Source organism: Mycobacterium sp. NPDC048908 (genome assembly GCF_043197955.1).
Classification (GTDB): Bacteria; Actinomycetota; Actinomycetes; order Mycobacteriales; family Mycobacteriaceae; genus Mycobacterium.
Window position 1 is genome coordinate 358127 of sequence record NZ_JBICUE010000005.1, and the last position, 12945, is coordinate 371071.

At 66.0% G+C, this 12945-nt stretch carries 13 protein-coding genes and 1 tRNA gene; 7 read left to right on the top strand and 7 right to left on the bottom strand.

Annotated features, from left to right (window positions below; all coding sequences use genetic code 11):
- Nucleotides 1-22 precede the first annotated feature (22 nt).
- The 3 genes from ACGFK1_RS16610 to ACGFK1_RS16620 are packed head-to-tail and all read left to right on the top strand — an operon-like array spanning nt 23 to nt 3025.
- A complete protein-coding gene (locus ACGFK1_RS16610; protein WP_393431017.1) occupies nt 23-895 on the top strand; it encodes a carbohydrate ABC transporter permease in 873 nt (290 codons plus the stop codon).
- The gene (locus tag ACGFK1_RS16615; protein ID WP_393431019.1) at nt 882-1709 is read left to right on the top strand and encodes a carbohydrate ABC transporter permease; all 828 of its coding nucleotides are present in this window, start codon (nt 882-884) and stop codon (nt 1707-1709) included. Before ACGFK1_RS16610 ends, ACGFK1_RS16615 begins: the two co-directional genes overlap by 14 nt.
- A complete protein-coding gene (locus ACGFK1_RS16620; RefSeq protein WP_393431022.1) occupies nt 1706-3025 on the top strand; it encodes an ABC transporter substrate-binding protein in 1320 nt (439 codons plus the stop codon). The genes ACGFK1_RS16615 and ACGFK1_RS16620 overlap by 4 nt, the downstream gene beginning before the upstream one ends.
- A 38-nt stretch (nt 3026-3063) precedes the next feature.
- Here the strand turns inward: ACGFK1_RS16620 and ACGFK1_RS16625 are convergent, their stop codons facing one another.
- Together ACGFK1_RS16625 and ACGFK1_RS16630 are read right to left on the bottom strand one after the other, a co-directional pair.
- On the bottom strand, nt 3064-3900 hold the full coding sequence (locus ACGFK1_RS16625) for a CbiQ family ECF transporter T component (protein WP_393431025.1): 837 nt from the start codon (nt 3898-3900) through the stop codon (nt 3064-3066).
- Nucleotides 3897-5939, bottom strand: coding sequence for a DUF2232 domain-containing protein (locus tag ACGFK1_RS16630; protein WP_393431028.1), 2043 nt, complete (start codon nt 5937-5939; stop codon nt 3897-3899). The genes ACGFK1_RS16625 and ACGFK1_RS16630 overlap by 4 nt, the downstream gene beginning before the upstream one ends.
- A 107-nt stretch (nt 5940-6046) precedes the next feature.
- Here ACGFK1_RS16630 and ACGFK1_RS16635 point away from each other — a divergent pair, with 107 nt between their 5' ends.
- Together ACGFK1_RS16635 and ACGFK1_RS16640 are read left to right on the top strand one after the other, a co-directional pair.
- On the top strand, nt 6047-6487 hold the full coding sequence (locus ACGFK1_RS16635) for a MarR family winged helix-turn-helix transcriptional regulator (RefSeq protein WP_393431030.1): 441 nt from the start codon (nt 6047-6049) through the stop codon (nt 6485-6487).
- Nucleotides 6488-6518: 31 nt separating this feature from the next.
- Nucleotides 6519-7730 (top strand): MFS transporter, encoded by a 1212-nt coding sequence (locus tag ACGFK1_RS16640; protein WP_393431033.1) that lies wholly within the window; start codon nt 6519-6521, stop codon nt 7728-7730.
- A 1-nt stretch (nt 7731) separates the two neighbouring features.
- Here ACGFK1_RS16640 and ACGFK1_RS16645 read toward each other — a convergent pair whose 3' ends face one another.
- The gene (locus tag ACGFK1_RS16645; RefSeq protein ID WP_393431035.1) at nt 7732-8463 is read right to left on the bottom strand and encodes a VIT1/CCC1 transporter family protein; all 732 of its coding nucleotides are present in this window, start codon (nt 8461-8463) and stop codon (nt 7732-7734) included.
- A gap of 102 nt (nt 8464-8565) precedes the next feature.
- Here ACGFK1_RS16645 and ACGFK1_RS16650 point away from each other — a divergent pair, with 102 nt between their 5' ends.
- Nucleotides 8566-10488, top strand: coding sequence for an acyl-CoA dehydrogenase (locus tag ACGFK1_RS16650; protein WP_393431037.1), 1923 nt, complete (start codon nt 8566-8568; stop codon nt 10486-10488).
- Between the two features lie 19 nt (nt 10489-10507).
- Here the strand turns inward: ACGFK1_RS16650 and ACGFK1_RS16655 are convergent, their stop codons facing one another.
- The 3 genes from ACGFK1_RS16655 to ACGFK1_RS16665 all read right to left on the bottom strand — a co-directional run bounded on the left by ACGFK1_RS16655 (nt 10508) and on the right by ACGFK1_RS16665 (nt 12191).
- Nucleotides 10508-10981 carry an LppP/LprE family lipoprotein gene (locus ACGFK1_RS16655; RefSeq protein ID WP_393431040.1) on the bottom strand — a complete coding sequence of 158 codons (474 nt, stop codon included), beginning with the start codon at nt 10979-10981 and terminating at the stop codon, nt 10508-10510.
- A 65-nt stretch (nt 10982-11046) separates the two neighbouring features.
- Nucleotides 11047-11436 (bottom strand): nuclear transport factor 2 family protein, encoded by a 390-nt coding sequence (locus tag ACGFK1_RS16660; RefSeq protein ID WP_393431043.1) that lies wholly within the window; start codon nt 11434-11436, stop codon nt 11047-11049.
- 679 nt (nt 11437-12115) lie between these two features.
- A tRNA-Asn gene (locus ACGFK1_RS16665) sits at nt 12116-12191 on the bottom strand.
- A gap of 141 nt (nt 12192-12332) precedes the next feature.
- Between ACGFK1_RS16665 and ACGFK1_RS16670 the strand changes: the two genes are divergently transcribed.
- Complete coding sequence (locus ACGFK1_RS16670) at nt 12333-12584, top strand: hypothetical protein (RefSeq protein WP_393431046.1); 252 nt, start codon at nt 12333-12335, stop codon at nt 12582-12584.
- On the opposite strand, the gene ACGFK1_RS16675 is transcribed toward ACGFK1_RS16670, so the two are convergent.
- On the bottom strand, nt 12585-12938 hold the full coding sequence (locus ACGFK1_RS16675; RefSeq protein ID WP_393431049.1) for a hypothetical protein: 354 nt from the start codon (nt 12936-12938) through the stop codon (nt 12585-12587).
- Nucleotides 12939-12945 lie beyond the last annotated feature (7 nt).

Genomic DNA, 12945 nt, shown 5'->3' on the forward strand with positions numbered 1-12945 from the left:
AGAGTTTCGTTTTAATGGCTCGGTGGCAGCCAACCGCGTCCGGTCGACGGCTCTGGGTTACGCGCTGCTCGCCCCCAGCCTCTTCGGGGTGGTCACCTTCCTGCTGCTGCCCATGCTGGTGGTGCTCTGGCTGAGCCTGCACCGCTGGGATCTGCTCGGCCCCATTCGGTTTGTCGGACTGGACAATTGGCAATCGGTGCTGACCGATCGGTCGTTCGCGACGTCGCTGATTGTGACCGTCGCGTTCATTGCGATGGTCGTGCCCCTGCAAACCGTGCTGGGGCTGATCGCCGCCGCTATGCTGTCCCGCGGGCTTCCCGGCACCGGGTTCTTCCGGACCCTGTACGTGCTGCCGTGGATCTGCGCGCCGTTGGCGATCGCGGTGCTGTGGCGGTGGATCCTCGCGCCAACCGACGGCGCCGTCAGCACCCTGCTCGGTCACCAGATCGAATGGCTGACCGACCCGGGCCTCGCGCTGCCCGTGGTGGCCGCCGTCGTCGTCTGGACCAACGTCGGTTACGTGACGCTGTTCTTTCTGGCAGGAATCCTCGCCATTCCTGAGGACATCCACAACGCGGCCCGCATCGACGGCGCCAATGCCTGGCAGCGGTTCCGCCGCATCACGTTGCCGATGCTGCGCCCGACATTGTTCTTCGTCACCGTCACCGGCGTCATCAGCGCGGCGCAGGTCTTCGACACCGTGTACGCACTGACCGGCGGCGGCCCCCAGGGTCGCACCGACCTGGTGGCGCACCGCATCTACGCCGAGGCGTTCGGCGCGGCAGCGGTCGGGCGCGCCGCGGTCATGGCGGTGGTGTTGTTCGTGGTGCTGGTCGGCGTGACGATAGTCCAGCACATGTATTTCCGGCGGCGGATCACCTATGACCTCACCTAGCCGGGCGCTGTCCGGCGCCGTCATCTACCCCGTGCTGGCTATCGGCGCGGCAATCACGTTGGCGCCGTTCGCGTTGGGCCTACTGACGTCTTTCACCTCGGCACGCCAGTTCAACACCTCATCGCCGCTGTCGTGGCCGAACCCGCCGACACTGGCGAACTACACCGGCCTGGCCGACGCCGGGTTCGGCCGGGCACTGCTGGTCACCGCGTTGATGACGGCGGTCATCTTGCTGGGACAGATGACGTTCTCGGTGTTCGCCGCGTATGCCTTTGCGAAGCTGAAGTTTCCCGGTCGTGACGCCGTGTTCTGGGTGTACATCGCCACGTTGATGGTGCCCGCGACGGTGACGGTCGTCCCGCTGTATCTGATGATGGCCGAGGCGGGGCTGCGAAACACGTTCTGGGCGTTGGTGTTGCCGTTCATGTTCGGCTCGCCGTACGCGATCTTTCTGCTGCGCGAGTACTTTCGCGGAATTCCGACAGATCTCATCAACGCCGCTCGCGTCGACGGTGCCCACACCTTGGATATCATCATCCATGTCGTGGTGCCCACCAGCCGACCAATCCTGGTGACACTGGCGCTGATCACGACTGTGAGTCAATGGAACAACTTCATGTGGCCGCTGGTCATCACCAGCGGGAGTAAGTGGCAGGTGTTGACGGTCGCGACCGCGGGCCTGCAGTCGCGGTACAACGCGCAGTGGACGCTTGTGATGGCGGCGACCACGGTGGCGATCGTCCCGCTGATCGTGTTGTTCGTGGCGCTGGGCCGCCACATCGTCCGTTCGATCGTCGTGACGGGCCTGAAATGACGTGGCGGCCGAGGTTTTCCACGCTTGTCGGCGCAGGGACGGCGCTCGCGCTGGCGGTGCTGCTGGTGTTCGCGGCGCTATTGGGTCGGTCCAACGAGCCAGCCGGGCGGACCGTCGTCACAGTGCGGTTGTGGGACGAACAGGTCGCCACCGCCTACCGGGAGTCGTTCGCGGCGTTCGCGCGTGAGCACCCCGACATCGAGGTGCGTGTCAATGTGGTGGCCTACTCGAGCTACTTCGACACGCTGCGCACCGACGTGGCGGGTGGCGGTGCCGACGACATCTTCTGGCTGTCCAACGCCTACTTCTCCGGCTACGCCGACAGCGGCAGGCTGATGGCCATCGACGGCTCGACGGGATGGGACCCCTCGGTGGTCGAGCAGTTCACTCGCAACGGAACCCTATGGGCGGTACCGCAACTGACCGACGCGGGGATCGCGCTGTACTACAACGCCGACTTGCTGAACGCGGCGGGCGTGCCGTTGCGTGAGCTGTCCGGGCTGCACTGGTCCCTCGACGGCGACGACACCCTGCGGCCGCTGCTGGCACGGCTGACATTCGATGCCGACGGCCGGGCCGCAGGCACACCGGGGTTCGATCCGACGCGGATCCGCCAGTGGGGCTACAACGCCGCCAACGATCTGCAGGGCATCTACCTCAACTACATCGGATCGGCGGGCGGGGTGTTTTCCGACGGCGACCGGTTCGCGTTCGACAACCCGCAGGCAGCCGAGGCGTTCGAATATCTGGTGCGACTGATCAACACCGATCACGTCGCGCCCCCGGCGTCGGACACCAACGGCAACGGCGACTTTTCACGCAATCAGTTCCTGCAGGGCCGGATGGCGTTGTTCCAGTCCGGCACCTACAACTTGGCCGCCGTCGCCGACCAGGCGCCGTTCCGGTGGGGCGTGGCGATGATGCCCGCCGGCCCCAAGGGTCGCGTCAGCGTGACGAACGGCATTGCCGCCGCTGGCAATTCGGCTACCCGGCATCCCGATGCGGTGCGACAGGTGCTGGCCTGGATGGGCAGTCAGCGCGGCAACGAGTTCGTCGGCGCGAAGGGTGCCGCGATCCCGGCCGTGCTCGCCGCGCAACCGGCATACGACAAGTACTGGGCGTCGCGCGGCGTCGACGTCAGCCCGTTCTTCACGGTGCTGAACGGGCCTCGCATTCCAGCGCCAGGCGGCGCGGGATTCGCGGCAGGGTTCGATGCGCTCAAGCCGTACTTCGATGAGATGTTTCTGGGCCGCAACTATGTGCCGACCAGTCTGGCCGCGGCACAACGGGCGGCGAACACCGCGGCGCAGCGTTGACGGCGACCGGCCGAGTCGGCGCCGCCTCCACCGCAGAATCAACGCGTGGAAACCGTGCCGAGCACCGTCAATTCGAGCGTCAACGCGACCGCGCACACCACCGCCACGATGGCCAGTGCCACCCAGTCGGCGCGCTTCGGGCCTGACGGCACAGCCGAGATCTGCCCGGCGCCACCGCGGGCGGTGATCGCGTCGCCCATTTCATCGGCGCGCCGCAACGCGACGGTGATCCCGGCAGCCAGGATGTCAACCACCTCCAGTGCCCACCGCTTGCGGCGTTGCTTTCGCGTCGTCGGCACGAGCTTCGGCCGCAATCTGCGGGCCGCGTAGAGCACCCGGAACTCATCGATCAGCATCGGGAAAGCGCGCAGCGCCAACGCCAGCGCCACCGCCCAGTCGTCGACGGGGATGCGCAGCGGCCGCAGCGGGCGGCCCAATTTCGCGACTGCGGGTGCAATCTCGGCGACGTTCGTAGTCCACGACACCATCGCACCGAGCCCCAGCAGCACGATTGACACCGCCGTGATACGCAGGAACGTGAGCACGCCACCCAACTCGAGGTGCACCGAGCCCACGTCGATGACGGGGCTGCCTCCTGCGAACGCCGCCGTCGCACCGCCGATGAGCAGCAGCACCCACAGCCAGCCCGGGATCGAGGGCAACGCGCCACGCTGGATGTGCGCCAACCCGGCCGCCGTCAAGATCAGGGCCGCCACCAGCCCGATCGGAACCCAGCCCGGGTAGAACGTCAACAGCACGCCTATGGCCGCCACCGCGATGAGTTTCGTTCCCGCCCACAGCCGATGAATGACGGTGTCACCCGGAACCGGCCGCAACAGCACGACGGGGGCCCGCTGCTTGGTCGCCGCGCTCATGACAGTTCTCCCGCCGCTGTCGGCGCCGCCAGTTGACCGTTGTGCAGCCGCAATGTGCGAGGGCACAGCTCTTCCAAGCCCGAAAAGTCATGGGAGATGACCACAACCGTCAGACCGGCGTTACGCCGCAGATCCTCCAGCAGCCGCAGCAGGCCGCGCTGACTCGCGGCGTCCAGCCCCGCCAACGGCTCGTCCAGGATCAGCGCTCGGGGCGACCGAGCCAGCAAGCCCGCGAGCACGACGCGACGCATCTGGCCGCCGCTGAGCTGATCGATACGGCGCTTGGCCATCCCGGGATCCAGCCCCACATTGCCCAACGCGTCGACCACCCGGCCATGGTCATGGTGTGAGAACCCGGCAGCCGACGCGATCTCCAGGTCCACCCGGCTACGCATCAGCTGCAGCCTGGCCGCCTGGAACGAGATGGCCACCCCGCCAACCTGATCCGACACCGGCTCCCCGTCGAGCAGACAACTGCCGACCGTCGGCACCGTCAACCCCGCCATGATCCAGGCCAGCGTCGATTTGCCCGAACCGTTCAAGCCGTGGATCAGCACCCCGTCGCCCTCATGTACGGAGAAGTTGATGTCGCGCAGAGCCGTTGTGGCCCAAGGCGTTCCGCTGGCGTATTCGTGTCCGACGCCAACCAACTCGAGCACCGTCTCGTCGGAACGGGCAGCCGCTGGCGCGGTCGGGGTCGGCGCGGAGGCCGTCTCGACCATCTCGGTGTTGTCTGCGGCGCCACCGTTTCCGGTCAGGTTGATCACCCGGTCCGCGGCGTCGGCTTCGCTGTTGTAGTGCGTGATGTGCACCAGCGACATGCTGTGATGCTGAGTCAGACCCGACAGCACCGACATCAACCCCTCGCGGCCGTCCTGGTCGACCATGCTGGTGACTTCGTCGGCGATCAGTAGCGACGGCTCCCGCGCCAGGCCCGCCGCCACCGCCAGGCGCTGCAGTTCGCCGCCGGACAGTCCGCCGGTGTCTCGTTCAGCAAGCCCGTCGAGGCCCACCTCAGCCAGCAGTTGATGCACGTCGATGGTCTTACCGGGCGGCAGTCCCCACACCACGTCGTCGGCGACTCGGGTGCCCAGCACCTGGCTCTCCGGATGCTGCATGACCACCGCGGTGCCGCCGAGTTTGCCGAGGCCGACGGCGCCGGCCCGGTCGACGGTTCCCGCAGTGGGTTCGCGGCCGGCCAGCATCAGCATCAGGGTGGTCTTGCCCGAGCCGTTGGCACCGGTCACCGCGACATGTTCACCCGGCTCGACGCTCAGCGACACCGGACCGAGCGCGTCGTGGTCGGCCTTCGGATAACGGAACCGGACGTCGTGCAGTGTGACCGGCACCGGCGCGATGGCGCCGGAGTCGGTGGACGACTCGAGCTTGTGCACATCCGGAATCCCGAGCAGTCGGGCCAGCACCCGCGACAGCGCCCACCAGCCGATGAACGTGACCATCACGATGGACAGCACCGAGGATCCGAAGAACAGGAACGGCCAGTAGTGCAGCGCGGTGGCGAAGTCGTGTTTGAGCCGTTCGGCGGCGGGTTCCATATTCGGGATGCGGGTGATCACCGCGGCGAGCCCGTCGATATTGGCGGTCACCGCGTCGAACATCAGATGACGCAGCCGAGACAGGATCGCCAGCGCCGTCACCGTCGCGAGGCCGAACAGGGCGCCCGCGACGACAGCGGCGGCCAGCACCGTCAGCAGGCCCCGGCCGCGACGCTTGACCGTGCCGGTCAGCCCGCCGATGTAGGCGCAGTTCACCACGGTCATGAAACCGCCCATGCCTGCGATCAGAAAGGCGATGACCGCGCCTGCGACCGTCGCCGCGATCAAAACCCGCAGCCGGTACCGGTATGCGAGCAAACCCATCGGCACGGTGCCCAGCAACGACACACCGGCGGCGAATGGCACGACGACGGCAATGATCGCGGTGGCCGCGCACAACGCCGCCATCACCGAGGCCTGCGCGAGTTCGACCGGTTGAAGCGAGCCGGCCCGGCGCGGGGCACTCGGCTCGGTTACGGTCATTTCTCGATTCTGCCAGCCGCCCGCGCAGACCCCTGAATCCGGCGCTGTGAGCGGCGACACGGACGGCAACGTTGAATCGCATAGTAAACCTATGTAATCTCGAAGGCATGTCCTCGACGCTCGGAGCCGATCTGCTGTCCGTGGTGGCCAGGATCAACCGACTGGCCACCCAACGGGTTCGCCTCCCGCTGGGGTACGCCCAAGCGCGGCTGCTGTCGACGATCGAGGATCAGGGCGCGACCCGGATATCGGACCTGGCCGCGCTCGACCACTGCTCGCAGCCGACGATGACCACCCAGGTCCGCCGGCTCGAAGACGCGGGCCTGGTCTCGCGCACCGTCGATCCCGGCGATGCGCGGGCGGTGCTCATCCGGATCACGCCGAAGGGCGTCGACACGCTCCGGCAGGTACGTCTCGACCGCGGTGCGGCCATCGATCCGTACCTCGAGCGGCTCGATGCCGCCGAACGGCAAACGCTCACCGACGCTGTGCGGGTGATGTGTGGCCTACTCGAGGATGCGGCCGCCCCGACCCCAACGAAGAAATAACGGAAAAGCGGAAAAGGAGTAGCTGCACCTCATGTGGCGCCAACCCAAGGCTGTTTGGGCCGTTGCCTTCGCGTCCGTCGTGGCGTTCATGGGCATCGGTCTGGTCGACCCCATCCTCAAGCCGATCGCCGACAACCTGAACGCCTCGCCATCACAGGTGTCGCTGTTGTTCACCAGCTACATGGCGGTGATGGGCGTCGCCATGCTCATCACCGGGGTGGTGGCCAGCCGCATCGGCCCGAAACACACGCTGCTGATCGGCCTGGTGATCATCATCGCGGGCGCCGGGCTGGCAGGCCTGTCCGACACCGTGCTGGAAATCGTTGGCTGGCGTGCGCTTTGGGGCCTGGGCAACGCGCTGTTCATCGCCACCGCGCTGGCCACCATCGTCGGATCCGCGCGTGGCTCCGTCGCTCAGGCGATCATCCTTTACGAGGCCGCGCTCGGCCTCGGCATCGCGGTGGGGCCGTTGGTCGGCGGCGTCCTCGGCTCCATCTCCTGGCGCGGCCCGTTCTTCGGGGTATCGGTGTTGATGGCCCTCGCGTTGATCGTCACCGCGTTCCTGCTGCCGTCCACACCGCGCGCGCAGCGCGCCACCACGCTGGCCGATCCGTTCCGCGCACTGCGGCATCGGGGCCTGCTCGGCGTCGCAATCACCGCGCTGCTGTACAACTTCGGCTTCTTCACGCTGCTGGCGTTCACGCCGTTCCCGCTCGACATGGGCGCGCACGAGATCGGGCTGATCTTCTTCGGCTGGGGTCTTGCACTGGCGTTCACGTCGGTGGTCGTCGCGCCTCGCTTGCAACATCGCTTCGGCACTGTGCCGACGCTGGTCGTCAACCTGCTCGCGATGACCGCGACACTGGCCGTGATGGCGGTGGGCACCGACAACAAGGCCGTGCTGGCGACCTGTGTGGTGGTCGCGGGTCTGTTCATCGGCATCAACAACACGCTGATCACCGAGACCGTGATGAAGGCAGCGCCGGTCGAACGCGGGGTGGCTTCGGCCGCCTACAGTTTCGTCCGGTTCGCCGGCGCCGCACTGGCGCCGTGGCTGGCCGGTGTGCTCGGCGAGCGGGTCAGTGCGCATCTGCCGTTCTGGGTCGGCGCCGCAGCCGTGTTGGTGGGTGCGGGCGTGCTGTTCGCGTCCCGACGGCACCTGGCAGGCATAGACGTCGAGGAGTCGCAGATCGACGAGACGGTCGAGCAGGCAGAGGCCATCACGATCGGCAGCGACAGCTGACTCAGACGACCGTTCCGACGAGATGCCCGACTAGGTACGTCGCGGCGATCGCCACCATGCCGAACACCAACTGACGCAACGACGCAAACCACAGCGCCTTCTTGGTGAACCGGGCCGCAACGCCCCCGGCGACCAGCAATCCGATGCCGCCGAACAGCAGACCGAGCCACAGTGCTTGGAAGCCGAGGAAGTACGGGATCAGCGGCACGATGGCGCCGATCGCGAACGTGACGAAACTGGAGCCTGCCGCGACCCATGGCGACGGCTTTTCGTCGGGGTGGACGCCCAGTTCCTGTGCCACATGCACGTTCAACGCGCGCGTCTCGTCGCGGTGAATCTCCTCGGACGCCTTCTCCGCGGTTTCCGGACTCATGCCCATCTCGACGAGCATCCAGACCAGTTCGGTCTCTTCGGCCTCTGGGTGCTTGCTCAGCGCGCGACGCTCCATCCGTACCTCGGCGTCGAGTTGCTCGTTGGCGGTGGTGACGGAGGTGTACTCGCCAAGTGCCATGGAGAACGCGCCGGCGACCAGGCCGGCGAAACCACTGATGACCACGGCGTGCGCATCGGCCGCCGCGCCCACACCGGCGATCAGGGCGGTGTTGCTCACCAGCCCGTCCATCGCGCCGAACGTCGCGGCGCGCAACCACCCGCCCGACACATCCGAGTGTCGGTGGTGCGGAACGTGCGGCATGCCGGTCGGCGATACCGGCGCCTCGTTGGAGTCCGTCATGGGAACGATTCAACGCCACCAGGTTTGCGCAGGTCTAGCTAGGTTTGCCTAGGTTTCTCACATCACAGTTTGCCCAGGGGCCCGAGGGGCTACCGTCTGAATATGACCACCACTGCGGAGCATCTACGCAACACGCTGGACGGCCGTTGGCGCGATGTGAAGAACAGAATGCGCGAAGAACTCGCCAACGAGGTGTTCCGACCGCACTACACACCCAACACCGTCATCGCGCGCACCAAGGCGATGGAGCAGATGAAGATCATGGCGGCCCACGGCGCCGCCGAAGACGGATTCAAGAAGGAGCACGGCGGCAACGGTGACGTCGCGGCCGCCGTCACCCGGATCGAGATGCTGGCGATGTCGGACCTGTCGCTGATGGTCAAGGCCGGCGTGCAGTGGGGCCTGTTCGGCGGGGCCATCGAGAACCTCGGCACCGAGCGCCACCACGAGGCGTACGTACCGCGGATCATCAACCTCGACCTGCTCGGCTGCTTCGCCATGACCGAGACCGGTCACGGCAGCGATGTGCAGTCGCTGGAGACGACGGCCACCTATGACCCGTCCACGCAGGAGTTCGTCATCGACTCCCCCACCCCGTCCGCACGCAAGGATTACATCGGTGGTGCCGCCGAGACGGCAACCGTGGCAGCGGTATTCGCGCAATTGATCACGCCCGACGGCGAACGCCACGGCGTGCACTGCTTCGTGGTGCCGATCCGCGACGAGGAAGGCAACGACCTGCCGGGTGTGACGACCGGGGACTGCCACTACAAGGGCGGGTTGCCGGGTGTGGACAACGGCCGCATCCAGTTCGACCACGTGCGCATCCCTCGGGAGAATTTGCTGAACAAGTATGCCGACGTGGCGCAGGACGGCACCTACAGTTCACCGATCGAGAACCCCAACCGCCGCTTCTTCACGATGCTGGGCACACTGATCCGCGGCCGCGTCACGGTCGGTGGCAGCGCCGGTGCGGCAGCGCGGGTCGCGCTCGACATCGCGACCCGATACGCGTTGCAGCGCAGGCAGTTCCAGGCACCCGGCGATGACAACGAGGTGCTGCTGATGGACTACCTCGTGCATCAGCGCCGGCTGTTCCCGCTCATCGCGAAGTCGTACGCGCTGCAGTTCGCGCAGAACGAATTGGTGGCCAAGACGCACGAATTGCAGACCGCCGACGACCCCGATCGCGAGGAGCAACGCGAACTGGAGTCACGCGCCGCCGGGTTGAAGGCCGCCAACACCTGGCACGCCACCCGGGCCATCCAGGAAGCCCGCGAAGCATGCGGCGGCGCAGGGTATCTCGCCGAGAACCGGCTCATCGCACTCAAGGCCGACTCTGATGTGTTCACCACGTTCGAAGGCGACAACCACGTGCTCACCCAGTTGGTGGCCAAGGAACTGCTGACCGCCTACGCCGACGACATCAAGGGCATGAGCCCTGTGGAGTGGGTCCGCTTCGCCGCCAACTTCGCGGGCGAACGGGTGCTCAAACGCACTGCGGCAGAGACGATCATGCAGCGAATCCTCGACACGCGGCAGGACAACGAGGAAGAAGGCAGCCTGTTCAACCGCGGCACCCAGGTCAAGATGTTCGAAGACCGCGAGGAGTACATGATCGCGACGGTCGCGCGCCGGCTTCGGGGCAAGTCCAAGGAGATGAGCGAATTCGACGCGTTCAACGCGGTGCAGGACCACGTCCTTCACGCCGCATCGGCACACATCGACCGGATCATCCTCGAGGCGTTCGTCGCAGGCATCGAATCATGTGAGGACGAAGAGGCCCGCAAGATCCTCGATATGGTGTGCGACCTGTATGCCTTGTCGGTGATCGAGGACGACAAGGCCTGGTTCATCGAGCACCAGTTCCTGTCGACCGAACGCGCGAAGGCTGTCACCCGCGGCATCAACGAACGCTGCCGCACCCTGCGGCCGTACGCGGAAGTGCTCGTCGACGGCTTCGGCATTCCCGAGCAGTTGCGCTACGCCGAGATGCTGCATCCCGAGAACATCGCCGGCACGTAAACATGTCGGTGGCGGGTGGCTATTGAGCGGGAATCGGGTCGAGCGCCTTGAGTTTTCCGTCTTGGACCTTGAAGCGAACCGTGGCGGCACCGCTCGGACAGCAGGCGGGGTCCTGGCCTTGCCGCCATTTGTATTGCACCGCCGCAATGTCGCCATCCGAGGCGCTGATAGTGACGTAGGGCCGCGGATCCGGGGTCGCGGTGCCCAGCGGTGTCTTGCGGTCGAAGAACAACACCTGTCCGGGGCTGTCTGACGCATCGCCCGATGTGACGGCAACCCAGTGCAGGCTGCAGTCGTCGGTGTGCCCTCTGACGACCTCGATCCATGGCGCCGCGGGCAGCTTGGCGATCTCGGCCGACACCGTATCGTCGGTGGGCCCGTCGGCCGGAGTGCAACCGGGCGTAGTGGTTGGTGACGACGACTGCTGGTCGGCCCCACAACCGGCGATGAACAGGCAGGCTAAGAAAACGGCGATCAGCCGGGAGGGTCGCATGGCCACAACCATACGGTGGGCCATGCGACGGCTGTCTGCCGGCCCAAAAAGCTTGCGTGACGCGGTTATCCAGTGGCGAGCTGCTTCTTGCCGTAGACCCGCTCCAGGAGCGCGGTGTCGCCGTGTACTTCCATCCGGACTGTCTTGCCGTCACGGATTGTCATCACGTCGGCGTCCTCGCCGGATTGGCCCTCAGCCGTTACGTCAGTGATGGCTACGACGACGTCGTCTTCGGCGATGAGCCTCTTGACCGTTACGGTCGGCGCCTTTTCGGCCAACCGCTGCATGTGCTCCATCACTTCGGTTTTGCCGTGGAAGGTGCCGCTGACCGTGCTGTCGCCCGGTTGCACCCACTCGATGTCATCGTCGAACAGATCCATCAACGTTTGCATGTCGCCTGCGGCAAAGGCATCGTAACCACGCTGGACGAGTTCTTTGTTTTCTTGCGCTGACATTCAGTTCCCCCTTTGTGCGTGCTATTACGTCGGCCGCGACACGCGTGGCCGGTTCGGGAACCGCGAAGTGCAGCACCCGGATCAGTCGAACCGTTCGCCGCCGCATCGATTATCGCCCCGCGATGATCAACGACGAAAGCATTCAGGCACAAATGCATTGACGCCGTTGACCACGCAAGCACATCGCGCCACGCCCTAACCCGGCGGGTAGCAAATCCTTCCTCGTCGGAAGTGAAATCTGGCTTGCCGGGGATTACGAAACCACCTGTGCGATCGCGACTATTGACGACTACCAGCCGCCCAACCCGGGTGACGCAATCACACCTCAGGAGAAGAAATGACCAACAGTATCGCGGGTTCGAGCCGGTTGCGGCGCACCGTCCCTTCAATTCTCATCGCTACGGCCGCATTCGGGGCCATCGCTGGCGCGTCCGTCGAGGCCGCCGGCATCGCCTCGGCGCGGCCGAATCAATGTGAAGACGGACAGTGCCCTCCACCGCATCCGCCGAATGAATCGACGCATCCTGCTGGGTCGACGCCTAACGTGCCATCGGGGCCGTCGATCAACCCGCCAGCCCCGACCCAATGGTTTGTCTGCGACGGCATGTTCGACATCAGTCCCTGCTTCGGTGGTCGCATATAGGTAGGGATCCGACGACGACGGCCAAATGAGAAATCGTGGCTCCCCCGGCTGGACTCGAACCAGCAACCCTTCGGTTAACAGCCGAATGCTCTGCCAATTGAGCTACAGGGGACTGCGTGCCTCGCGCGGACTGCGCCGCGAACCAAGACTGTAGCGTACCCGCGGGTCGGGCCGCCAATACGATCCCGGCCCGGCCATACACAGCCAAGTGAGGCAGGATGGACGCAATGCACCGTCGACCGGGAGGGGCCCTGTGATCCGGTATCTCGTCGTATTGGCTGTCGGCTATGTATTGGGTTCGAAAGCGGGCCGTCGCCGTTATGAGCAGATCACCGGAACCTACAAAGCGGTCACCGAGAGCCCGGCCGCCAAGGCCGTGATCGACGCGGGACGCCGAAAGATCGCGTACCGGGTGTCGCCCGATCCGACAATGGTCAAGCTGACGCCCATCGACTCCCAGACCGACGTGTTGCAGCCGGAGGCGATGGCCAAGAAGGACGGCTAGCTAGCCGATCGGCTGCGTCCAGGTCTGCGACGGCAGCAGCGGCCCTGTGCTGAACCCGATGCCCCCCCCAGGGTTGCTTCCGGCGTTCGGGCCGTAAATCCCCCAGTCCGGCGTACCGGCGAAAACCGGCTGGCCGTTGGAGTACGACAGGCACTTGCCGTCCTCTTTGTTGCCGAACCACGCCAGGCAGGGCGGGGACGCGGTGACCTGCGTGCTGTCGGAGCTCTCGGAGGTCACTGTCGCGGCACAGAGCGGAACGGCCACCGCCGCGGCCACGAAAGCACCCGCGATCAGCCGGTTAAGGTTTGACACAAGCCATCCTCTCCACACAGTCCCCGACAGCCCATCCACCATAACCTGC